Annotated in this window: 19 protein-coding genes; 12 read left to right on the top strand and 7 right to left on the bottom strand. The window is 64.4% G+C overall.

What is annotated here, in order from left to right:
• Positions 1-173: 173 nt before the first annotated feature.
• Positions 174-1,349, top strand: a complete 1,176-nt coding sequence (locus tag KEC45_RS13070; RefSeq protein WP_062183611.1) for a GGDEF domain-containing protein — start codon at positions 174-176, stop codon at positions 1,347-1,349.
• Positions 1,350-1,352: 3 nt separating this feature from the next.
• On the opposite strand, the gene KEC45_RS13065 is transcribed toward KEC45_RS13070, so the two are convergent.
• Complete coding sequence (locus KEC45_RS13065) at positions 1,353-1,652, bottom strand: hypothetical protein (RefSeq protein ID WP_062178514.1); 300 nt, start codon at positions 1,650-1,652, stop codon at positions 1,353-1,355.
• Positions 1,653-1,823: 171 nt separating this feature from the next.
• Between KEC45_RS13065 and KEC45_RS13060 the strand changes: the two genes are divergently transcribed.
• The 3 genes from KEC45_RS13060 (at position 1,824) to KEC45_RS13050 (ending at position 7,233) form a co-directional block, all read left to right on the top strand.
• Complete coding sequence (locus KEC45_RS13060) at positions 1,824-3,917, top strand: malate synthase G (RefSeq protein WP_062178517.1); 2,094 nt, start codon at positions 1,824-1,826, stop codon at positions 3,915-3,917.
• 455 nt (positions 3,918-4,372) lie between these two features.
• A complete protein-coding gene (locus tag KEC45_RS13055; RefSeq protein ID WP_062178520.1) occupies positions 4,373-6,385 on the top strand; it encodes a GMC family oxidoreductase N-terminal domain-containing protein in 2,013 nt (670 codons plus the stop codon).
• 119 nt (positions 6,386-6,504) lie between these two features.
• Complete coding sequence (locus tag KEC45_RS13050; protein WP_083435692.1) at positions 6,505-7,233, top strand: rhodanese-related sulfurtransferase; 729 nt, start codon at positions 6,505-6,507, stop codon at positions 7,231-7,233.
• A gap of 459 nt (positions 7,234-7,692) precedes the next feature.
• Here the strand turns inward: KEC45_RS13050 and KEC45_RS13045 are convergent, their stop codons facing one another.
• Positions 7,693-8,997 carry a caspase family protein gene (locus tag KEC45_RS13045; RefSeq protein WP_062178523.1) on the bottom strand — a complete coding sequence of 435 codons (1,305 nt, stop codon included), beginning with the start codon at positions 8,995-8,997 and terminating at the stop codon, positions 7,693-7,695.
• A gap of 15 nt (positions 8,998-9,012) precedes the next feature.
• Entirely contained in the window at positions 9,013-9,636 is a 624-nt protein-coding gene (locus tag KEC45_RS13040) for a class I SAM-dependent methyltransferase (protein ID WP_062178526.1), read from the bottom strand.
• Between the two features lie 93 nt (positions 9,637-9,729).
• Here KEC45_RS13040 and trxB point away from each other — a divergent pair, with 93 nt between their 5' ends.
• Positions 9,730-10,695 (top strand): thioredoxin-disulfide reductase, encoded by a 966-nt coding sequence (trxB, locus tag KEC45_RS13035; protein WP_062178529.1) that lies wholly within the window; start codon positions 9,730-9,732, stop codon positions 10,693-10,695.
• Positions 10,696-11,182: 487 nt separating this feature from the next.
• Here the strand turns inward: trxB and KEC45_RS13030 are convergent, their stop codons facing one another.
• Genes KEC45_RS13030 through KEC45_RS13015 form a run of 4 tightly spaced genes read right to left on the bottom strand, consistent with a single transcriptional unit; the run spans position 11,183 to position 13,864 of the window.
• Positions 11,183-11,977 (bottom strand): hydrolase 1, exosortase A system-associated, encoded by a 795-nt coding sequence (locus tag KEC45_RS13030; RefSeq protein WP_062183614.1) that lies wholly within the window; start codon positions 11,975-11,977, stop codon positions 11,183-11,185.
• On the bottom strand, positions 11,962-12,630 hold the full coding sequence (locus KEC45_RS13025; protein WP_062178532.1) for a hypothetical protein: 669 nt from the start codon (positions 12,628-12,630) through the stop codon (positions 11,962-11,964). Before KEC45_RS13025 ends, KEC45_RS13030 begins: the two co-directional genes overlap by 16 nt.
• A gap of 14 nt (positions 12,631-12,644) precedes the next feature.
• Complete coding sequence (locus KEC45_RS13020) at positions 12,645-12,911, bottom strand: phosphopantetheine-binding protein (protein WP_062178535.1); 267 nt, start codon at positions 12,909-12,911, stop codon at positions 12,645-12,647.
• Positions 12,908-13,864 carry a GNAT family N-acetyltransferase gene (locus KEC45_RS13015; RefSeq protein ID WP_238586583.1) on the bottom strand — a complete coding sequence of 319 codons (957 nt, stop codon included), beginning with the start codon at positions 13,862-13,864 and terminating at the stop codon, positions 12,908-12,910. Before KEC45_RS13015 ends, KEC45_RS13020 begins: the two co-directional genes overlap by 4 nt.
• Before the next feature lie 74 nt (positions 13,865-13,938).
• On the opposite strand from KEC45_RS13015, the gene KEC45_RS13010 reads away from it, so the two are divergent.
• From KEC45_RS13010 to KEC45_RS12980, 7 genes are all read left to right on the top strand, one after another.
• Positions 13,939-15,471: an acyl-CoA ligase (AMP-forming), exosortase A system-associated gene (locus KEC45_RS13010; RefSeq protein ID WP_062178541.1), complete on the top strand. Its 1,533-nt coding sequence runs from the start codon at positions 13,939-13,941 to the stop codon at positions 15,469-15,471.
• On the top strand, positions 15,468-16,697 hold the full coding sequence (locus KEC45_RS13005) for a pyridoxal-dependent decarboxylase, exosortase A system-associated (RefSeq protein WP_062178544.1): 1,230 nt from the start codon (positions 15,468-15,470) through the stop codon (positions 16,695-16,697). Before KEC45_RS13010 ends, KEC45_RS13005 begins: the two co-directional genes overlap by 4 nt.
• A gap of 172 nt (positions 16,698-16,869) precedes the next feature.
• Positions 16,870-17,526: an XrtA/PEP-CTERM system exopolysaccharide export protein gene (locus tag KEC45_RS13000; RefSeq protein ID WP_062183617.1), complete on the top strand. Its 657-nt coding sequence runs from the start codon at positions 16,870-16,872 to the stop codon at positions 17,524-17,526.
• Positions 17,527-17,574: 48 nt separating this feature from the next.
• Positions 17,575-19,101, top strand: coding sequence for an XrtA system polysaccharide chain length determinant (locus KEC45_RS12995; protein WP_062178547.1), 1,527 nt, complete (start codon positions 17,575-17,577; stop codon positions 19,099-19,101).
• A gap of 14 nt (positions 19,102-19,115) precedes the next feature.
• On the top strand, positions 19,116-20,141 hold the full coding sequence (locus KEC45_RS12990) for a P-loop NTPase (RefSeq protein ID WP_062183620.1): 1,026 nt from the start codon (positions 19,116-19,118) through the stop codon (positions 20,139-20,141).
• Positions 20,141-21,853: a hypothetical protein gene (locus tag KEC45_RS12985; RefSeq protein WP_062178550.1), complete on the top strand. Its 1,713-nt coding sequence runs from the start codon at positions 20,141-20,143 to the stop codon at positions 21,851-21,853. The genes KEC45_RS12990 and KEC45_RS12985 overlap by 1 nt, the downstream gene beginning before the upstream one ends.
• 22 nt (positions 21,854-21,875) lie before the next feature.
• Positions 21,876-23,105 (top strand): XrtA/PEP-CTERM system-associated ATPase, encoded by a 1,230-nt coding sequence (locus KEC45_RS12980; protein WP_062178554.1) that lies wholly within the window; start codon positions 21,876-21,878, stop codon positions 23,103-23,105.
• Positions 23,106-23,119 lie beyond the last annotated feature (14 nt).

Genomic DNA, 23,119 nt, shown 5'->3' with positions numbered 1-23,119 from the left:
CGAACGCCTTTTGCACCCCCGGGCCGGCTATTTTGTCGATGCGATACGGTATGTCACTGTGACCGGCGTCATATCCGGCTAGAGGGACGCGTTTATTATCCCGAATCGCAATATATTAACCGAAAGTTCGGGACCCGCTTCCTACGCTGGCCGGACAGATGATGAGTGGATCAATGACCGCCGCCTTTGTGCTTGGCATCAACATGTCTGTCGCCGGCATTTTCGCCGTTGCGTTCGCCGTGGTTGCGGCGACGAACCGGACCGCGCGCGGCGCCGGGTGGCTCGCGGCGGGCTATGGCATGGGGATCGTCTATGTCGGTCTTGAATTTCTTCTGCCGCGGCAGGTCGATCCTACCCCGGTGGGGATCGGCATATTCCTGGTATTCCTGCTCGCTCTGAGCTTCGCCCTGATCGGCGTCGCCCGTCATTACCGCGCGCCGCCGCCGTGGACGGCGATGGCCGCGATCTGGGTTGCGACGATCCTTGCGGTGCCCGCGATCTTCAGCCTGACCTATGGCTCGACGCCGCGGCTGACCCTTTATCAGATTCCTTACTTCGCCATGCAGGTGCTGCTCGGGCTGGTGATCTGGCGATCGCGCCGTCGTCAGGCGCTCGACCTGTTGCTGATCGCGCTCCAGATCGTCGCGGCGGCCATCTATGTCGCCAAGCCTTTCATCGCCGCGGCGATCGGCACGGCAAGCGCGCCGCAGGGCTATATGGCGACGACCTATGCTGCCATCTCGCAGAGCGGGAGCGTCGTCACGCTGATGGCGATCGCGCTCGTCATGCTGCTCGTCATGATGCGCGACACGACGGCCGAGATGGTCGCACGATCGGAAACCGATCCGCTGTCGAGCGTGCTCAACCGTCGCGGTTTCGAACATCATGCCGAACTGGCGTTGCTCCGCGGCAGCGACGCTGCGGTGCTGGTCGCGGCGGACCTCGACGATTTCAAGAAGATCAACGACAGCTTCGGTCATGCCGCCGGCGATGGGGTGATCGCGCATTTCGCGGCGATGCTCGTCGACGCGGCGCCGGCAGGTGCAATCGTCGGCCGGATCGGGGGCGAGGAGTTTGCCGTTCTGCTCCCCGATGCGTTGCTATCCGACGGCCGCCTCTATGCAGAGACGGTGCGCAAACATTTTGCCTCGGCGCAGCTACCCGTGCTCGGAGTCGACCGCGGTTTTACGGCATCGTTCGGCGTCGCCCAGCGCACGTCCGACGATTCGCTGTTCGATCTGTCACGCCGCGCCGATGCAGCGCTTTATCGCGCGAAAGCCGGCGGGCGGAATCAGGTGCGGGTCGCGATCGGCGAGCTCGCGCCCGCCGCCGCCCTCGGCGCTGCCTGAATTTCAGACTGCGAGCAGCGGCGTGTCTTCCTCGCGCGGCGGCGCGGGTTCGAAGCCGGGCAGGGGAGCGAATTCGTCTTCGCTAAGCTCGATCGACGCGAGGCCGCCGAGCTTGAAATGGCCAAGCCGCGGCTCTTCGTCCGATCGCCAGCTCTTGTTGAGGTTCAGTGCGCTGATGAACAGGTCGCCGCGGCGCTCGAACAACAGGTGGGGCGCCAGCGTCAGAACCTGGCCATTATAATGCGCCGTCACCAGCCGTTTGCGGGCGATGGCTTCCATCAGTTTAAGTCGTGTGTCGTCCATGGTTTCCAGGATCGTTCTTGGGGAGGAGTTTATTATGTTGTGCGTTGCAGCATAATATATACGAACAGGTTTGGAAAGCTCCATTGCCAATTGAAACCAATCGCGGCATAGCGCGGCGGCCCTTTCCTCCCCGGATTCACTGGCGCAGGCGCGCCGACCAGAGGGTGCTACATGACTGAATATCTCGATCGTTCCGGACTGTCCGTCGATTCGCGTCTCGCTGAATTCATCGAGCAGCGCGCGCTGCCGGGGACCGGGCTCGACGTCGCCAAATTCTGGAACGATTTCGCGGCCTTGCTCGGCAAATTTGCACCCGAAAATGCGGCCTTGCTGGCGAAGCGCGAAGATTTGCAGGCGCAGATCGACGCCTGGCACGAAGCGCGTGCGGGACAGGCGCACGACCCCGCGGCCTATCAGGCGTTCCTTCGCGAGATCGGCTATCTCGTCCCCGAACCCGCTACGTTCCAGATTGGCACGCAGAATGTCGATCCCGAGATTGCGACGATGGCGGGCCCGCAACTTGTCGTGCCCGCGCTCAACGCGCGTTTCGCGCTCAACGCGGCGAATGCGCGCTGGGGCAGCCTCTACGACGCGCTCTACGGCACCGACGCGCTCGACGCGCCGCCGGCAAAGCCCGGCGGCTACGACGCCGCCCGCGGCGCGGCGGTGATCGCGCGTGCCAAGGCGTTCCTCGACGAAGCCGTACCGCTCGCCTCGGGCAGTTGGGCCGACTGGCAGGGCGGACAGCCCGCGCTCGCCGACCCCGCGCAATGGGTCGCCAGCAAGCCCGGCGGTATTCTGCTCAAGCACAATGGCTTGCACATCGAATTGGCGATCGATCCCAGCAGCGCGATCGGACAGACCGACCCCGCGGGCATCGCCGATGTCATCCTCGAAGCGGCGCTGACCACGATCATCGACCTCGAAGACTCGGTCGCCGCGGTCGACGGTGAGGATAAGACGCTCGGCTATACCAACTGGCTCGGCCTGATGCGCGGCGACCTCGTCGAAAGCTTCGCCAAGGGCGGGCAGACGGTGACGCGCGCGATGGAGGCCGACCGCGAATGGACCTCGCCGTCGGGCGAGGCCATCACGCTCCACGGCCGCAGCGTGATGTTCGTGCGCAACGTCGGCCATCTCATGACCTCCCCGATGATCAAGCTCGCCGGCGGCGCCGAAGCGCCCGAGGGGCTCTGCGACGCGGTCATCACCGGCCTCTGCTCGCTCCATGACCTCAAGGGTCTCGGCACGCTGAAGAACAGCCGCGCGGGCAGCATCTATATCGTGAAGCCCAAGCAGCATGGGCCCGAGGAATGCGGTTTCACCGACCGGCTGTTCGACGCCGTCGAGGACATGCTCGGCCTGTCGCGCCACACGATGAAGGTCGGCGTGATGGATGAGGAGCGCCGCACCAGCGCGAACCTCGCCGCCTGCATCCATGCGGTGAAGGACCGCATCGTCTTCATCAACACGGGATTCCTCGATCGCACCGGCGACGAAATCCACACCTCGATGCGCGCGGGACCGATGATCCCCAAGGGCGAGATGAAGGCGAGCGACTGGATCGCGTCCTATGAGGACCGCAACGTCCGCATCGGCCTTGCGTGCGGCCTCAGCGGCAAGGCGCAGATCGGTAAGGGCATGTGGGCGATGCCCGATCTCATGAAAGCGATGCTCGACGCCAAGATCGGCCATCCGAAGAGCGGCGCGAACACCGCATGGGTGCCGTCGCCGACCGCCGCGACGCTCCACGCGCTGCATTATCACCAAGTCGACGTCTTCGCGCGTCAGAAGGAAATCGCCGGCGAGGCGGTGCCCTCGCTCGACCGCCTGCTCAACATCCCCGTCGCCACCGGCCGCAATTGGAGCGAGACGGAAATCACCCGCGAGCTCGACAATAATTGCCAGGGCATTCTCGGCTATGTCGTGCGCTGGATCGATCAGGGCGTCGGTTGCTCGAAGGTCCCCGATATCGACGACGTCGGCCTGATGGAGGACCGCGCGACATTGCGCATCGCCAGCCAGGCACTTGCCAACTGGCTGCTCCACGGCGTCTGCACCCCCGAACAGGTCGACGCCGCGCTGGCGCGCATGGCGGCAAAGGTCGATGCGCAGAATGCGGGCGACGCGCTCTACGAAAAGCTGACTCCCGACGGCATCGCCTGGCAAGCTGCGCGCGCGCTGATCTTCGAGGGTGTGACCCAGCCGTCGGGCTACACCGAACCGCTGCTCCACAAATATCGGCAAGCGAAAAAGGCGGGCTGACGCAAAAGAGGATTGCCGGGGCTGTCGATGGCGACTAGAACATAAGTGGAACAAATCAAAGGGGCCACCTATGTCCACCGCCGTCGACGCCGCCTATCGCCACTATCCGCTACCTCGCTTCGCCGCGCGACGATGCGGCGCGCGCGCATTGGGTTGAGGATGTGTTCGAGGGCGCGGTGTAGCTGGTTGAAGCATGAGCCGGAACAGAGTGACTGCTGACGACCGGTTGCTGCCCTCCACATCCTCGTCACCCCGGGCTTGACCCGGGGTCCCGCTTGAGGTCGAAGCCAGTGAGTGCGTCAAAAAGCGGGATCCCGGGTCAAGCCCGGGATGACGGAAGTGGGTGACGGAATGTCCGCTCCCCACCCCATTCCCGCCGTTTCGATACAATACAGCTTGCCCAGGCCCACTATAATCCGGCATTTTGATGCGTGCGCAATCGGGGGGGCAGGGCGATGACGGCACCGTTTAATTTCGGGCAGCTCAAATTTTTGAAGGCATTGACCGAGGCGCTGTTTCACGGCGCCGAAATGGCCATCACGCCCGATCAGGTCGTCGCCAATGTCGCCGAACTGTTTGGGAAGGTCGGCGGCACCAAGCTCGACGAGATTCGGCTGTCGCTGACCGCGACCGAAATCGTGCTCGGCCCCATGTTCGCCGCGGTCGATGTCGAAACCCGCGTCGAGCGCATCGACGACCGATTGCGCGACAGCAGCATCGATTTGTTTCAGGACATGGGCCGGCTGCGCGGCATCATCTACGCCTGCTATTATGGCCATTGGCAGCCGGGGCTCGAACCTGGGGATCAGGATGCGAACGCCGCCAATCCCGTTCACCGGCAGATCGGCTTCACGCTGCCAAAATTCCGCCAGCGGGGTAGCCAGGACATGCCGCTCGCGCCGATCCGCGGGCGCGAGATCGATCCTGCCTATATCCTCGATGCCGCCAGTCTCGAGGACGAATATGACGTGATCGTCGTCGGCTCGGGCGCGGGTGGGGCGGTCGCGGCCTATAATATCGCGGGCTGGGACTATAAGGTGCTGATCGTCGAGGCGGGCCCCTTTTATCCCAGCCACGCGATTACGCATCACGAACTCGACATGATCGCAAAGCTTTACAAACATGGCGCGGTCCAGACGACGACCAACCGCGATTTCGTCGTTTTCCAGGGCCGCTGCGTCGGCGGATCTTCGACGATCAACAATGGGATATGTTTGCGCGTCAACGAGCCCGGGCGGACGCACCCCGATGCAAAGGACGTCCTAGCGAAATGGGCGAGCATCGGCGCACCCGTCGACGCCGCGGCCTTTCACGACAGCTATGACGCGGTGAAGGACATGCTCGGTATCGCGCGGATCGAGCCGCGTAGCGGCCGCCACAACGGCCCGCATCTGATCAACGGCTGGCACGCCTATGCCGACGCCTCGGACAATGCGATGGACAAGCGTGCGGTCACCGATTGGTTCGACAAGAATTTCGGTCCGCCGAACACGCCGACGGCTTGCGCTTATTGCGGCTATTGCAATTCGGGCTGCGCTTACGGCCGCCGCATGGGGGTGGCGCAGACCTACCTGCCCAAGGCGTGCCATGATCGGCACGCGCGCATCCTGCCGAATACCAAGGCGCAGCAGATCATGTGGCAGACCGCCGCCGACGGCCGGCGCGAGGCGGAGGCGGTGAAGCTCATCCTGCCCGACGGTTCGAACCGCCTTGTCCGTGCGCGCGTCGGCGTCGTTGTCGCGGCGGGCACGATCGCCTCGTCGAAGCTGCTCGATCGCAGCGATATCGACGGCACTGGCTATCAGGTTTCGCTCAACGTCGCGTCGCCCGTGGTCGCGCTCATGCCCGATGGCGTCGGCGGCGATGCGTGGGACGAGGATCAGATGTCGAGCTATGTCGACTGCGGCGATTTCCTTCTCGAAAGCCATTTCCAGCCACCGATGTCGATGGCCTCGTTGATGCCCGGCTGGTTCGCCGACCATTCGGAGCGGATGAAGAATTTCGGCCGCATCCATTCGGCCGGCATCCTCTTTCCGGCCGACCGGCGCGGACAGATCGTCGACGGCAAGCTTAAATTCCGCCTCGACGTCGACGACGACCTCCCGATGCTCCGCCGCGCGATGGCAACGCTGACCAAAGTCCATTTCGCCGCTGGCGCGCTCGAATGCTATCCGGCGCTTGCGAAGGGGCAAAAGATCACGTCCGACATCGACGTCGACGCCTTCTTCGAGGCGGCGATCCGCGAGCAGGACGATGTGACGCTTTCCAGCAGCCACCCGCACGGCGGCAATGCGATCAACGAAGACCCGCAATATGGCGTTGTCGATCCCGAATGCCGCGTTCACGGCACGACCAATGTCTTCGTGACCGACGCCAGCGTCTTTCCGAGCTGCATCCGCGTCAACGCGCAATGGACGACGATGGCGATGGCGCATTACGCGACCGGGCGGCACGATCCTTTCGGGTAAAAGCTGCGTCATTGCGAGGAGCCGAAGGCGACGCGGCAATCCAGCGCGTGTGTAAGCCGCCCTGGATTGCTTCGCTCCGCTCGCAATGACGAAAGCTTTTGTCTAAGGCGGCCGCCGTTATGACCTTCACCGTTGCCGCTCTATATCGCTTCGCGTCGTTCGACGAGCCCGCCGCGCTGCGTCAGCCCTTGATCGACCTTTGCGCCGCAGAGGGCGTGAAGGGGACGCTGCTTCTTGCGCGCGAAGGGATCAACGGCACGATCGCGGGGACCGAGGCCGGGATTGCGGCCGTTCTCGATCATATCCGCGCTTTGCCCGATTGCGCCGAACTCGACGTCAAATATTCAACCGCCGCCGATATGCCGTTCCAGCGGATGAAGGTGCGCTTGAAGAAAGAGATCGTCACGATGAAAGTGCCGGGGCTCGACCCCGCGCGCGAGGCCGCTCCTTATGTCGATCCCGCCAACTGGAATGCGCTTGTGGACGACCCCGATACGGTGCTCATCGATACGCGCAACGGCTTCGAGGTTGGCTATGGCAGCTTCGCGGGCGCGATCGATCCCGAAACGAAGAGCTTCGGCGACTTCCCCGACTGGTGGCGCGCGAATGCAGAACGCTTCGCGGGCAAGCGTGTCGCGATGTTCTGCACCGGGGGCATCCGCTGCGAAAAATCGACCGCATTCCTCCGCCACGAAGGCGTCGAGGATGTCGTCCATCTGAAGGGCGGCATTCTTGCCTATCTCGAACAGGTGCCCGAGGCGGAAAGCCGCTGGCACGGCAGTTGCTTCGTCTTCGATGAGCGGGTGAGTGTCGGGCATCGCCTCGTCGAGGTCGGCGAGAAGGAATAGGCTGGCGGTTGCTGCTGCATTGGGGTGGTGAGCTGCCCTTTGTGCACCCCGGCGAAAGCCGGGGCCCAGTGCGGAAAAGCGCAAAGTCAGCGTTGGAATTCTGGGCCCCGGCTTTCGCCGGGGTGCACATCTCTATCGGCATTTTCCTACCTTCGTCATCCCGGGCTTGACCCGGGATCCCGCTTCTTTGCGCATCGACCGGCCTGGACCTCAAGCGGGACCCCGGGTCAAGTCCGGGGTGACGAAAGGAGAGAGGTCCGCAATCGGTCGAAACCAGCCAGAACCCCGCACGACAAAAAACCGCTTTCCTAATAAATCGGGCGATGATCTATCCTCGTGGATGACCGCACTGATTGCCCGGCAGAGCGCCTCCTCAAGTCCAGTGCCTACCATCGCCTTAAAGCAACAAAGGACACATTCCGGAGGCGTTCGTCCGTGTCTTTTGTCGCTTTAGGGCCATCAGCCGACCGTCATCGTATAGGTCACCCGATAATCGCTGGCGTCGCCGTCGAGCGTTTTCGTGAAGGTCCCCGGCGCATCGCCAAGGTCGATCGTCCCGATATTGTCGCTGCCCCCGATGTCGTCGAATTCGCGGAGCTGGAAGCTCACCGGCTGTTCGAACGCGAAATTCCGGTCCACGACCCAGCTTTCGCCGCGCTTGATCGAAAAGATTTCGCGCGAACCCTCGGGAAAACGTTCGCCGGTGTTGAAGCGCAGGAAAAGCTGGTCGGGCAGGCCGAGGCCAAGCCGCCCGGTCAGCTTCACCGCCTCGATGCGGATGTTCGACAGGATATATTTCCTCGTCATGGGCGCGCTCGCCATCACGGTTGCAGCGGCCGGATTTCCGTTCAGCCGAGCCATGCTTTCGCCCGCCTGCGCCGCATATTTACCCGAGGGAAATTCGGCGAGATAGGCTTTGAAGGCGCTGATGCTGTTCTCTGTTACCGCGCCCTTCCACAGCAGATCCTCTAGCGCAGAGCGGTTGCCCGAAGTCGGGGGCGCGCCAGCGGGCGCTGTGCGCGGGACCAGATAGACGGGGGTTCCCGTAATGCTGGCGCTGACAAATGGGCGCTGGCTGCCGGCGGTCGCCTGCAGCACATCGTCGCGGATCAGCCCGCCCAGCAACTGCACGGGCATGTCGGGCTGCGGCAGGCGCTTTGCGAGCGAAGTTGCAAATGGCGAATTGCCGCTCGTTCCATCGGCTGCGGTCTGTCCTGGTGCCGCGGCAAAGATCACCAGCACATCGTCGGCTTCGACCCCCGCGAGGCCATTCACCACGGCGCGCGTCCCCGATCGCCACGACCGCCCGAACGGATTGTTCCGGCACGAATCGAGCACGACCATTCGAATCTGTGCCCCCGAAACCGACTCCATCAACCGGTCGAGGTTGATCGCCTCATAGGGCAGGTCGAGGTCGGATTTGAGCTGCGCGTCCGTCGGGATCAGCCAGTTCTTGCCCTGCGCCTCGATCCCGTGCCCTGCATAATAGACCATTGCGACCTCCGCCCCGTCGGCCTTGGCGCGGAAATCGCGCATCGCCTTCTGGAAATCGTTGACCGCGAGGTCCGCGGCGACGGTGACGTCGTCGAATCCGGCCTGCTTCGCCGACGCGGCGATGATCTTGATGTCGTTCGTCGGGTTCACCAGCCGGCTGGTGTTCGCATAATCGCTATTGCCGATGATCAGCGCGACCTTGCGCGCATCGGCGGCCGATGGCGCAAAAAACAACGCCGCGGTGAGGGTGACAAGCCAGAATCGCATCATCTCGCAATCCTTTCTCTAGGCGAGGCGCGCCGCGCCAAATTCGACCCAGCCGAATGGGCGCGGCGTCTTGGGCAAATAGTCGGCGCCTTGTCGATCGACCGAAAATCCAGCCTTTTCATACGCATCGCTGATCGGGCGGGTCAGGTGGCAATTGCCGCCGATGCGCTTCCACACCGGCTCGATCCGCCGCTGCCACGTCGCGACGCCGGTATCGGGCGCGCCGCCATGCTCAAGGAACAGCGCGGTCCCACCGGGCTTCAGTACACGGCGGATTTCCCCCAGCACCGCCGCCTGATCGCTCACCGAGCACAGAGTGAAAGTGGTGACGACGGTGTCGAACGCCGCGCTCTCGAACGGCATCGCCTCGCCGACACCTTCGCGGATATCGGCGTCGATCCCGCGCGCCGCCGCCGCCGCGACGCTCATCGTGAGTAACTCCGGCGAGGGATCGAGCCCGCTAAAGCTCTCGATCTGCCCCGGTCGATAAAATTCCATGTTGATTCCACCGCCGCAGCCGAGCTCGAGCACATGGCCGCGCGCATGCGGCACCACCTTGCTGCGCACCTTCATGATCTGCCCTTGCGAACAGGCGCATTTGATCAGTCGCGGCACCCCATGACGTTCCCACCAGCTTGCCATTCGCCAGTCTCCCCTTGGCGCGGAAGGTGACCCTTGCTAGCGCGGTTGGCAACACCCATCTGTGCGTGTCCGCACAGCCCAAGAAAGACCGTCATGCCCAGCGTTCACCACACCAAGATGCTCATCCTCGGTTCCGGCCCCGCCGGCCTGTCGGCCGCTATTTACGCGGCGCGTGCGGGCATGATGCCGATCGTTGTTCAGGGGCTGCAGCCCGGCGGGCAGCTCACGATCACCACCGACGTCGAAAATTACCCCGGCTTCGCCGAAGTCGTGCAGGGCCCCTGGCTGATGGAACAGATGACCGCGCAGGCGATGCATGTCGGCACCAGCATGATCTGGGATACGATCGTCGACGTCGATTTCTCGCGCCGTCCGTTCAAGCTGACGGGCGACGGCGGCGACGTCTATATGGCCGAAACGCTCGTCATCGCGACGGGCGCGCAGGCCAAATGGCTCGGCGTTCCGGGCGAGCAGGAACTCGGCGGCAAGGGTGTCTCGGCATGTGCGACCTGCGACGGCTTCTTCTATCGCGGCAAAAAGGTTGTGGTGATCGGCGGCGGCAATACTGCGGTTGAAGAGGCGCTTTACCTAACCAATCACAGCGACGACGTGACCCTGATCCACCGCCGCGATACGCTTCGCGCTGAAAAGATCCTTCAGGACCGGCTGGCGGTGAACCCGAAAATCAAGACGCTGTGGAACAAGCGCGTCGAGCGTTTCGTGGCGGGCGAAGGGCTGACCGGCCTTGTCGGCGTCGACCTGATCGACACCGTCACTGGCGAGGCGAGCCATGAACCAACCGACGGCGGCTTCGTCGCGATCGGCCACAGCCCGTCGACCGAACTGTTCAAGGGCAAGCTGCCGCTGGACGACGATGGCTATCTTCAGATCACGCCGGGTACCTCGCTTACCTCGATCCCCGGCGTCTTCGCAGCGGGCGACGTCGCCGACAAGGTGTACCGCCAGGCGGTAACCGCCGCGGGCATGGGATGCATGGCCGCCCTCGACGCGGAACGCTTCTTGGCCGAGGCTGAATATCACGCGATGGCGACGGCCTAAGTCGCGACCGGCGTCAGCAAACGACCGGGAGCCGCCCTCCACATCCTCGTCACCCCGGACTTGATCCGGGGTCCCGCTTGAGGCCGAAGCCAGCGAATGCGTCGAAAAGCGGGATCCCGGGTCAAGCCCGGGATGACGGAAGTGGGGGACGGGATGTCCGCTCACCACCCCCAAGCCGACATCGCCTTCAAATAGGTCTTTCCTACATTATCCGGCTGTGCCAGCCTTCATCCGGCTCTTTCATTCGGTGAACAAAAAGGCTGTCGCTGCCCGGCTTACGGGTACGACCATGATCGGACGTGCCGCGCACATCCGGCACCCCGCGGCTTCCCAATCGGGGCGCGCATAGGGCTGAACTTTCCTGAACTTTGGAATATTGCGCGGCTCTTGCGCCGATCCGATCCCGATCCAGCCGGGCAATGTCGAAAGAGGGTAACGGCAGCCCCCCACCCCAAAACCGACATCGGCATCCCGTACGGCGACACGACTATTTCAATATTGCGAGAATATGTGCCGCCAGCCACTCCCCATCGTCCCCCGCAAAGCTATGCGATGGGCTGGCGAGGCGCTCGACAGGGACGCGATCCAGCGCCGCCGGGCAATTCTCCATGAAGGCCTGCGCGGTCCGGTCGCCCGTCGCTAGCAGGATCGTCGCAGGCAACCCGACCGCGCAGATCGCGCTATCGATCCGCCCCGCAAGACTGTCGGGTGCCGCAGGCGGCGATGGCGTCTTGAGCGCCGACAGTCCACGAAACAGCTTCCGGAAATCGACTTCGCCCTTGAGCAATCTGAACAGGCTCTTGGGGTCCTTCAGCCGCGCCAGATACCGCGCGCGGATAGCCGAGGCCGGCGGCAGCGCAGGTTCTTCGGCTTCGTCCGTGTCGTTGTCATATGTCCATGGGTTGGCGACGATCAGCCCGTCAAGTGCCAGCGGCTGGTGAAGCAACAACGCGCTTGCCGCATCGCAATTGCCGAAGCCGACGATGCGTGTCACATGCGGCGCTGCCTCCCGGAACGTCCCAATCGCCGCGACGATGTCGGGGCCGCTGCTTTCGAAGCCGCCGTTCGTGCCCTCGCTATCGCCGATCCCGCGCCGGTCGAAACGGAACACCGGATAACCCGCGTCGGCGATCCGCGCTGCCAGCATCGCCATTCCGCGATGCGCGCCGCTACGAATCTCGTTGCCGCCCGACACGATCAACAGGCCGGTGCTTCCCGCCGCCTCGTCAAGGGTCGCGGCGAGCTTGGCGCCATTGCAGCTAAAGCTTAGCTGATGCCGCACGTCTTGCTCCATATGGAAATGTCGGCAGCGATCGCCGCCGCCATCGCAGCATCCTCATCGGGCTCGGCGCGCAGCCATAACGGCGTTCCCGCGATTCCGTCGGCGCCGAGCCCGACGCTGCGCAAAGGCGCCACCGCCTGCGCCTCGCTGACACCGAGCTGCGCGATCATGGCGGATGACAGGCGATTGCCGGCAAGCAACAGCGACGCGGTTTTCGCTTCTTCCTGCAGGCTGTCGAGTGAAGACGCCACGCCGGCTTCTCGGTCGGCGCCTACGCGGGCGCGCATCAACGTACGGAGCAGCGACGCTCCGCCGATGGGGGCAAGGCGCCACCATGCTTCTGCCTTCGCCTGATGATCGACCAACGCGCCGCCGCGGACCGAGGCTATAATGACCGGCCCTTCGATCGCCACTGCAATCTGGGCAACCGCATCCTTCCAGCCAACCAGATCGACCCGCTCCAGCGGAACAAGGCTCTCATTCTGTCCCGGCAGGTCGGGAAGCACGGCCGCAAACCCCTCGGCCGCAAGCGCGCGCATCGCGAGCACCAGCGTGCGGCGCGTGCGGTTCGCTTCCTCGAACAGCGGCGGGACGATCAGGATGGTGGCGCGGGGTGTGCCCGCGGGATCGATGCGCAGCCGATGTTCGCTCATGCGCGCATCCGGGGTCAGTCGGTCACTTTGCGCAGCGAAAAGGCCAGCAAATTACCGTAGGTTTCAAAGATTTCCCCGTCGATCTCATCATCGTCGATCAGGATACCGAGCCGGTCTTCCATCTCGGTCAGCACCGTCGCGACCGCCATCGAATCGAACTCGGGCAGTTCGCCGAACAAGCCACTGCCTTCGCTGAGCGCGGCCGCGCGTGCTTCGCCGAGGCCTAGCACATCGGCGAGCAATGCGCGAAGAGTGGCGTCGACGGTCTTGGCTTCGGTCATGAATCTTTCCTGCGCAGCGAACGGGCGAATGCCTTCAATGCCGGACCCCATGCCGCGACGCGCGACGGATTGAAAGCCTCGATGCGCCACAGCGGGTCGTGCCGGTTCATCCAGTCGCGCTTGTAACCATCGTTGCCGGTGCCGAAATCGACGCGCTCCACGCCATCGATCTCGATCACATGGCGGAATAGCGCGGCCGACAGCAAAGTCCCCGGCGAGGCTTTCAGACTATCCTCCACATGCGCCAGCTTATGGATGAAGGCGGTGCCGTCCTCGACCGTCCAGAACTGCGCGGCGACAGGGATGCCGTCGATCCGTGCAATGCCCATGCGGAATGTGCCACGCTCGCTTTCCATCTCGGCAAAGGTGCGCAGCAGAGCGGGATCGCCTTCCTCGGGCTTCCAACTCGCAGCGTAGATTTGCTCATAGGCGGCCCAGCTTCCCGGATCGAAGGTCGTGAGCAGTTGGATGTCGACGATGCCCTTCTTCGCCTTGCGCTGGACGGTATTGCGCAGCGCGCCGGGGCGGCTCGCCCACCACCTGTCATGGTCCATGTCGCCGAGGTCGAGCCAATGGCGATCGCCCACCGGCGTTGCCTTCACCCACCAACCCGCGGCGCGCAGCGCCATCGTCAGCGCGTCGGGCTCCATGACGGGGTAGAGTGTAAGACGCGCGGCCTTTTGGCGAAGGTCGACGAAGAGCGCGCGAAGGGCATCGCCGCGATCGCCGTCACCCTCGAAAAGCGGGCGGATCGAAAAACTATACCAGTTGGTGAGGCCGACGAGGTCGCCGGGCGTCTCGAATCGCAGCGATAACCACGCACGCATCGCACCCGCGCTACCCGATGCGTCGATCCGGCCACGACCGGCAAAGCCATGCGCGGCGAGCAGGTCGTACCACGCCGCGCGGTCGAAAGGCGACGCAAATCCGTCCGCGCGCGCTGTGGCGGGCAATCGCTCATCATTAGCGTGATGTTCACCGTTCCCTTGCATGGTGGCGCCCTCTATCACTTCTGTCCTAACAGCCGATGACCAAAGCCGAAAACCCATCTTCAAGGCCGATCGACCATCTCGCCCTTCGCGGTGCGCCCGACGCGGACGCACTGCTGATCGGCGACCGGGTCACAACTTACGCTGAGCTCGACGCCGGCGTCGGACGGCTGGCGTCTTGGCTGCTCGAACAGGCGGGCGGTCCGGGCGAACGCGTCGCAAGCTGGAGCGCCAAGACGCGGCTCGCCTGCCTGATGCCGCTTGCCGCAGCGCGCGCGGGGCTGATCCATGTGCCGGTCAATCCGCTGCTCAAGGGGCCGCAGGTCGCGCATATTCTGTCCGACAGCGGGGCGAAATTGCTCGTTACCAACGGTGCGCGCGCCGAGATGCTCGGCGGCGGCCTGCCCGACGAATGCGTGGTGCAGGATCTCAAGATCGGTGAGGAGGTCATTGATTCGGGCGGGCAGGGGCTTCCGCTATCGATCGCTGAACCCGACGATCTCGCCGCTATCCTCTACACCAGCGGCTCGACCGGTCGGCCCAAGGGCGTAATGCTCAGTCACGCGAACCTGTGGCTGGGCGCTGAAAGCGTTGCTTCCTATTTGAAGATCGCACCCGACGACCGGGTACTCGGCGTGCTGCCGCTCAGTTTCGATTATGGACAGAACCAACTGTTTTCGAGCTGGTACGCCGGCGCGGCAGTCGCACCGCTGGATTATCTGACCGCGCGCGACGTCGTGAAGGCGGTGGCGCGCCACAAAATAACGACGCTCGCCGGAGTGCCGCCGCTTTGGGTACAAGTCGTCGAGGCAGAATGGCCTGCCGAAACGGCGGTGTGGCTCAAGCGGCTGACCAACAGCGGCGGCGCGCTGACGCCCTCGCTGATCGACGCGATGCGCCGGACCTTTCCTAAGGCCGACATCTATCCAATGTACGGGCTGACCGAGGCGTTTCGCTCGACCTATCTCGATCCGGCGCTCGTCGCCGACCACCCAACGTCGATGGGTCGCGCGATCCCGCATGCCGAAATCCTCGTCTGCCGTCCCGACGGCAGCGTTGTCCTCGACGATGAACCCGGGGAACTGGTCCATGTCGGGCCCTTGGTGGCGCGGGGCTATTGGCAGGACGAAGAGCGCACCGCGCATCGCTTCAAACCGGCACCGCCCGCATCGCACTATGGTGGGACGGCGGTATGGTCGGGCGATACGGTTCGCCGCGACGCCGATGGCCTGCTCTATTTCGTCGGCCGCGACGACGCGATGATCAAGACCGCGGGCAACCGCGTTAGCCCGACCGAGGTTGAGGATGTCGCGGTGGCATCGGGGCTGATCTACGAAGCCGTCGCTTTCGGCGTTCCCGACCAGCGGCTTGGCGCCGCGATCGTCCTGATCGTGCGCGGGAAAGACGGCGTCGCCGACGAAGAGGGGCTTTCCGCCTGGCTCCGCCAGAATCTTCCCAATTTCATGCAGCCGCAGGCGATCGAATGGCGCGATGCCTTGCCGCGCAATCCCAATGGCAAGCTCGACCGCGTGGCAATCGCCGCTGACTGGACGCAGGAGGTGGCGGCATGAAACCGCACGGTCCGATCCCGCCCGGCTTCCGTGCCGACACTAGCGGTATGTTGCTCATCGGCGGCGACCGCGCCGAGGCGCTTGCAGACGTCGCGGGCGACACCCCGCTGTTCGCCTATGACAGCGCGATGCTGACCGCGCGCATCGCCGAATGGCGCGCCGCGATGCCCGGCGGGGTGCAGCTTCATTATGCGATGAAGGCGAACCCCTATGCGCCTGTGCTCGCTTTCATGGCGCGGCTGGTCGACGGTTTCGACGTCGCCTCAGGCGGCGAACTCAAAGCCGCGCTCGCTAGCGGGATGCCGGCGGGCGACATCAGTTTTGCCGGCCCCGGCAAGCGCGACCGCGAACTCGAAGCGACGATCACTGCCGGAGCGACGCTCAATCTTGAATCCGTTGGCGAGGCCGAACGGGCACTGTCGATCGCCGAGCATCTTGGCCTTACTCCCAGTCTTGCCGTGCGGGTCAATCCCGACTTCGACCTCAAAGGGTCGGGCATGAAGATGGGTGGGGGCGCCAAGCCCTTTGGCGTCGATGCCGCCGAAGTTCCGGCGCTCGTCGGACGCCTGATCAATGCCGGTGCCGACTGGCAGGGTTTCCATATTTTCGCAGGATCGCAGGCGCTTGACGCCGCGGCCATCGCCGAAACACAGGCGCAGACCGTTGCACTCGCAGCGCGGCTCGCGAACGAGATCGGGGAGACACCGCCCCTCGTCAATCTCGGCGGCGGCATGGGCGTGCCCTATTTTCCCGGCGACAAGGCGGTCGATGTGCGGGCGGTCGGGGCTGCGCTTGGCGAGACGCTGGCGGCGCGCGATCCGGTGCTCGCCAAAAGCCATTTCGCGATGGAACTGGGCCGCTGGCTCGTCGCCGAAGCGGGCGTCTATCTGACCCGCGTCGTCGATCGGAAGGTCAGCCATGGCGAAACCTTCCTCGTCACCGACGGTGGCCTCCACCACCAGCTTGCCGCCAGCGGCAATTTCGGCACGGTGATCCGCCGTAACTATCCGATCGCGGTGGCGGGCGCCTTTGGCCGGGAGCCTGTCGAAACCGTGTCGGTCGTTGGCTGCCTCTGCACCCCGCTCGACCGCCTTGGCGATCAGGTCGCGCTACCGCGCGCCGAGGTCGGCGACATCATCGCGATCTTCCTTGCGGGCGCCTATGGGGCGAGCGCGAGCCCGGCGAGCTTCCTGGGGCAGGGACCGGCGCGGGAAATGCTCGTGTGACACGCCTGATTTTGTTCCTTATCGGGACATCTTCCGACAAGCGTGGTCCAAACTTAGTTCAATACTAACATTATGTTCACCCTTTTCGAGCAATGGCTAGGCTGACGCAATGGCTGTCGCCGCGGGTTTCCGGACCGCGGTTCCCCTGACGGCTCGAAAGGTTGATTGGATTATGGCTTCGTTCTCCTCGCTTCGTGTCGCGCGCATCGCGCTGGTTTCGGGCATCGCTGCGACCGCGCTGACGGGTTGCATGGGCGCCGGGGGCAGCGCACCACAACTGCCCAGCGCGAACTTCGTCGCGAACCAGGAAGGGCCGGGCGAGGAATATATCATCGGCCCGCTCGACGAGCTCCAGATCTTTGTGTGGCGCAACCCCGAACTCGGCGGCAAGGTCCAGGTCCGCCCCGACGGCCGTATCACGACGCCGCTGATCACCGACATGCCTGCGGTCGGTAAGACACCGACCATGCTGCAACAGGACATCAAGCTCCAGCTCAGCCAATATATCACCGACCCGATCGTCAGCGTTATCGTCACCAGCTTCAACAGCACCTTCTCGCAGCAGGTGCGCGTTGTGGGCGCGACCGAGAAGCCCGCGTCGATCCCGTTCCGCGCCAATATGACCGTGCTCGATGCAATGATTGCAGTCGGCGGGCTTGGCGAATATGCCGCTGGAAACAAAGCGCGACTCGTCCGTTTCGACAAGGGCAGCGGGAAGCAGCAGGAGTTCGGCCTGCGCCTGAACGACCTGATCAAGCGCGGCGATATCAAGGCGAATGTGCGGCTTCAGCCCGGCGATGTGATCATCATCCCCGAAAGCATGTTCTGATATCGAGCGACCGCCTTCCACCCATCTCCCAAGGATAGATTGCGAGCGATGAATAGCCTTTACGACGAATTCCGGGTGGCGCTGCACAGCGTCTGGACGCGCCGGTGGCTCGTGCTGGCGGTGGCGTGGGGTATCTGCATCCTCGGCTGGCTCGCGATCGCGTCGATCCCCAATCGCTACGACAGCCGTGCGCGGCTGCTGGTCGACGTCAACGAAATCCTGCCCGACGACGCGCAGGGCGGCGGACGTCCGCAACTCGACCAGATCCGCGAAACGCTGACCAGCGCACGCAATATGGAAAAGGTCGCGGCAACGACGGGCCTGCTTCCCCCGGGAGCAAGCGAGCGCGACAAGGCCGGCGCGGTCGCGATGCTGCAAAAGAGTATCAAGGTCGTTCCGCAGCAAGACAATATCTTCGAAATCACCTCGAGCGTCGCGGTTGGCAGCTTGTCCGACGCCGACAATGCCAAGCTCGCATCGGGCGTGCTCGACAGCCTCATCACCGTGTTCCGCGATGACCAGCTGCGCGGCGGCCGGATGAATGCGCGCGAGGGCCTGAAGTTCCTCGACGCCCAGATCGCCGATCGCGAAAAGGCGCTGCGCGAGGTCGAGGCGCGCCGCGGAGCGTTCGAGGCGCAGAACATCGGCCTGATCCCCGGCGGCAGTGGGTCACCGGCGCAGCGTGTCGACGCGGCGCGCGCCGAGCTCAGCCAGATCGATTCGCAGCTCGTGTCAGCGCAGGCGCAACTCGCCGCAGCAAACGGCCAGCTCGCTTCCACGCCGCAATCGATCCCCGGCGCAGGCGGTGGCGTTGGCGGCGGCGTGGCGCGCCAGCAGCTTGCGGGCGCGCAGAATGAACTGTCGTCGATGCGCGCGCGGGGCCTGACCGATGCGCACCCCGACATTATCGCATTGAAGAGCCAGATCGCGTCGCTCAAGGCCATGGCCGACCGCGAAGGCACGGGCGGCGGCGGAATGCAGAACCCTGCCTATGCCTCGCTCGCCGCGATGCGTGCCGAACGTCAGGCGACGGTCAGCGCGCTGTCGGCCCGCAAGAGCCAGCTTATGGGCGACATATCGAAAATCACGACGCAGCAGATCCAGAACCCCGGCATCGCCGCCGAGTATGACCGGATCAACGGTGAATATACCGCGCTCAAGGCTCAGTACGATAAGCTGCTAGGCCAGCGTGAGCAGGTCCGCCTGCGCGGCGAAGTGCAGACCGAAACCGACGCGATCAAGATCGAACTGCTCGATCCGCCGTCGAAACCGACCAGCCCCGCAGCGCCCAACCGGCCGCTGTTCCTGACGCTCGTTCTGCTCGCCGGCATCGGCGGCGGCATCGGGGTCGCCTTCGGCCTCGGTCAGGTGCGCGCCAGCTATGCGACCGCCGCCAAGCTCGAACGCGCGAGCGGGCTGCCCGTTATCGGATCGATCACCGAAGTGGTGACGCCCGAACGCCACCTCGACCGGCGCAAGAAGCTCGTGTGGCTCGCTGGCGGCGGCGGGGCGCTGGTCGGTCTCTATGCCTTGCTGCTGGTCGCGGAATTCATCCAGCGCGGCATGGTTGCGTGACGGGGGACGATGACATGAACGACCAACGCAAAGTCAAGCGCCCGCCCTCGCTCCTCGAACGCGCAGCCGACATGTTCGGCCTTGACCCCGTCGCGAATGCGCCGACGATCGACGTATCAAAGCTGCCGCCCGAAGCGCCCAAAAAGGCGAAGACGGCCAAGGTGGATCCCGTGGCGGAAACGCCGCAGCCTGAAATCCTGGAGCCTGTCGTCGAGACGGCGCCGGCCGCCGAAGCCGCGCCCGCCGCGCCGAAGCCGTCGCCGCGCAAGGTCGTCGCAAAGGCAGCTCCCGCGATCGTGCCATCGCGGCAGGGCACCATCGATCGTGCACGCCTCGCGTCGCGCGGCATGATCGTTCCCGGTACGCCTGTTACAGGCATTTCCGAAGAATATCGCATCGTGAAGCGCGAGCTGATCCGCAATTTCGGTGGCGTCGGCAATCGTCCGATCCTGCCGCGCGGCCACCGCGTGTTGATCGCTTCGGCGAACCCGGGCGAGGGCAAGACCTTCTCGGCCGTCAACCTCGCCTTGAGCCTCGCGGTCGAGGCCGACCATGATGTCCTGCTGATCGACGCCGACATCGCGAAGCCGAGCGTTCTCGAAGCCTTGGGCCTCGAAGACGGCCCCGGCCTGATGGACGCGCTCGCCGATCCACATCTGCCGCTCAGCGACTGCCTGATCCAGACCGACATTCCGGGTTTAAAAGTGATGCCTGCTGGCACTGGGCATATGCACGACACCGAACTCCTCGCCTCGGCGCGGACCGAGGCGCTCCTCGCGCAGCTCGAAGCGGGCGCGCCGGGGCGCATTCTTATCATCGATTCGCCGCCGGTGCTCGCGGCTTCACCCGCCGCGGTGCTCGCGGGACATGTCGGACAGACGATCATGGTCGTGCGTGCCGACGAAACGCTCGAATCGGCGCTGCGTGACGCAATCGGTCTGATGGGTGCATGTCCGCATATGCAGTTGCTCCTCAATGGAGTGAAATATTCGCCGGGCGGTCGCCGCTTTGGCACTTATTACGGACAAGGAGGCGCGTGATGCGCACCACCCCCATGCGTCGCGGCGCGGCGCTGGCGGCCCTCTTGCTCGCCGGGACGGCGACGGGCGCGCACGCGCAATTTTCGGGTGATCCCGCCTCGGGCGGCGGTAACGCGACCTCGGCCGGCGCGGCTGCTCCCGAAAAAGGGCGCGCCGAAAAGCGCGCTGAACGGCGCCGTACCCAGCGGACGGTAGACGTCAGCCCCTATCTCGAAATCGATCAGGTGCTGACAGCCGACCTCAAAAACGGCGGCGACGTCCTCACCTACACGAACCTCGCGGTCGGCGTCGATGCGTCGATCGCGACGAACCGCGCCGAACTCGCCGGGACCGTGCGCTATGAACATCGCATCGGATGGAATGGCGGCCTTGGAGATTCCGACACGATCAGCGGCCTTCTCCGTGGCCGGATTGAGGCCGCGCGTGGCCTCAATCTCGAAGCTGGCGCGCTCGCGACGCGCACGCGCGCGGACGGGCAGGGCGCGGCGAGCGGCCTGTTCATCGGCGACGCCAGCAATGTTGCGAACCTCTATTCGGTCTACGCCGGTCCGACCTTTGCGCGCCGCATCGGCGGGCTCGACGTCGGGGCGGGCTATCGTTTCGGCTATACCAAGGTCGACGTCGACGAACCCGCGATCCTGTCGCCGGGCACGCAGCCGCAGGATATTTTCGACAGCTCGACGAACCATGTCGCATGGGCCAGCGTCGGTGCGCGGCCGGGCGACCTGCCGTTCGGATGGCAGGTGTCGGGCGGATATGAGCGTGAGGATGCGAGCCAGCTCGACCAGCGCTACGAAGGCAAATTCGCCCGCGCCGATGTGACGGTGCCGATCGGCCCGACTGTCGCTCTGCTCGGGGGCGTCGGTTATGAGGATATCGAAATCGGCCAGCGCAATCCGGTCGTGGACTCCAACGGCATACCGGTGCGCGATTCCAATGGCCGCTTCGTCACCGACAAATCGACGCCGCGCCAGCTTTCGTTCGACACCGACGGGCTGATCTGGGACGCTGGCGTGATGTGGCAGCCGAGCCGCCGCACCTCGCTGACCGCCCGCGTCGGGCGCCGTTACGGTGACACCATCTACACCGGTAGCTTCTCCTATCGCGCCGATCATGCGACCTCGATCCAGGTCGGGGTCTATGACGGGCTTTCGAGCTTCGGCCGCGGCCTGTCGGGCGGACTTGCCGCGCTGCCGACGCAGTTCGACCCCACGCGCAATCCCATCAGCGGCGACATCAATCCGTGCGTGTTCGGCCAGCAGGGCGGCGGCTGTTTGAGCAACCAGCTCGGTAACGCGACCTCGGCGCAATATCGCAGCCGCGGCGTGCAAGCGACACTGTCGTCACGCTTCGGCGGTTGGCATTATGGCGTCGGCATCGGTTACGACCGGCGCAAATTGCTCGCGCCCTTGCTGTCGCCGATCGGCAATCTCAACGGGATCAAGGACGAGAATTATTATCTCTTCCTGTCGGCGGGCCGTCAGCTCGACGTTGATTCCGACCTCACCCTGTCGGGTTACGTCAATTATTTCGACAATGGCGCGCCGGGCGCCAGCGACGTTCAGTCGGCGGGCCTGACCACATCCTATTCGCGGCGCTTCTGGCGCGGTCTCACGGGGACCGCGGCGGCCAGCATCAACGCCTTCGACCAAGAAGGCTTCAACAGTCAGCTTATCGGTTCGGCCTTGGTGGGACTCCGTTACAACTTCTGACCAAGCAACGGGATTTTTTGCGATGTACGATCAGTTCTATGGTTTCACCGGACGTCCGTTCCAGTTGACGCCAGACCCGCATTTCTATTTCGAAAGCGGCACCCACCGAAAGGCGATGTCCTACCTCGGTTACGGCCTAGCCCAAGGCGAAGGCTTCATCGTCATCACCGGCGATGTCGGGGCGGGCAAGACGACGCTCGTCGGCCATCTGATGAACACGATCGACCCCAACCGGCTGACTGCGGTCAAGCTGGTGTCGACGCAGGTCGAGGGCGACGATCTGCTCCGCCTCGTCGCCGAACAGTTCGGCATCGAGTGGGAAGGGCAGAGCAAGGCCGAAATGCTGCGCTCGATGGAAGAGTATCTGCGCGAACAGGCGCGCGCCGGTCGCCGCACCTTGCTGATCGTCGACGAAGGGCAGAATCTTGCCATCTCGGCGCTCGAAGAGCTGCGCATGCTCTCGAACTTCCAGCTTGGAGGTCATTCGCTGCTGCAAATCTTCCTGCTCGGCCAGCCAGAATTTCGTCAGACGCTTTTCCATTCGCCGACGCTCGAACAGCTACGTCAGCGCGTGATCGCGACGCACCACCTCGATCCGATGGAGCCCGAGGAGGTCGAGCCCTATATCCTCCACCGTCTCGGCAAGGTTGGTTGGACGGGCAATCCCAGTTTCAGCCCCGACGCGTTCGAGGAAATCTTTGATTATAGCGAAGGCGTGCCGCGCAAATTGAACGTGCTGGTCAGCCGCCTGCTGCTCTATGGCGCCGTTGAGCAGATGAACCGTATCACCGCGCAGAATGTGCGCTCGGTCATCGCCGAGATCGAGGCCGATCGCGGCATCGATGCATCGACGCTCGCGCCGCTGCCGGTGGACGAGATCGTTGCGGCGGCCGCGACTGCGGTCGCACCCACGCCCGCGCCCTTTGTCGCGCCGACCGCGGCGAACGAAACGGCACGTGAATGGCCGCAGCGTGTGGCAGCAGCACCCGTGGCCGCCGCGACCGCGCCCTTCGCCGCGCCTACCGAACCCGCGCCGGTCGTCACGCCGACCCCATCCGACGCCGCGCCTGCCGCGCCGACCATCGACCCCGAACAACTCGCAACGCTCGAAAAACAGATCGCGTCGCTCGAGGAACGCCTCGTCGAACAGGACGCCGCACTGCGCCGCGTGCTCGACCTCTTGATCGAATGGGTTGAACGCGATCCGGACAATGCCCCCAATCCGGCGAATTCGCGGACCTGGGCGGCCTGACAACCCAGCCAAAA

The sequence above is a fragment of the Sphingopyxis sp. USTB-05 genome (assembly GCF_023822045.1).
Classification (GTDB): domain Bacteria; phylum Pseudomonadota; class Alphaproteobacteria; order Sphingomonadales; family Sphingomonadaceae; genus Sphingopyxis.
This window is presented reverse-complemented; position numbering and strand designations above follow the sequence as displayed.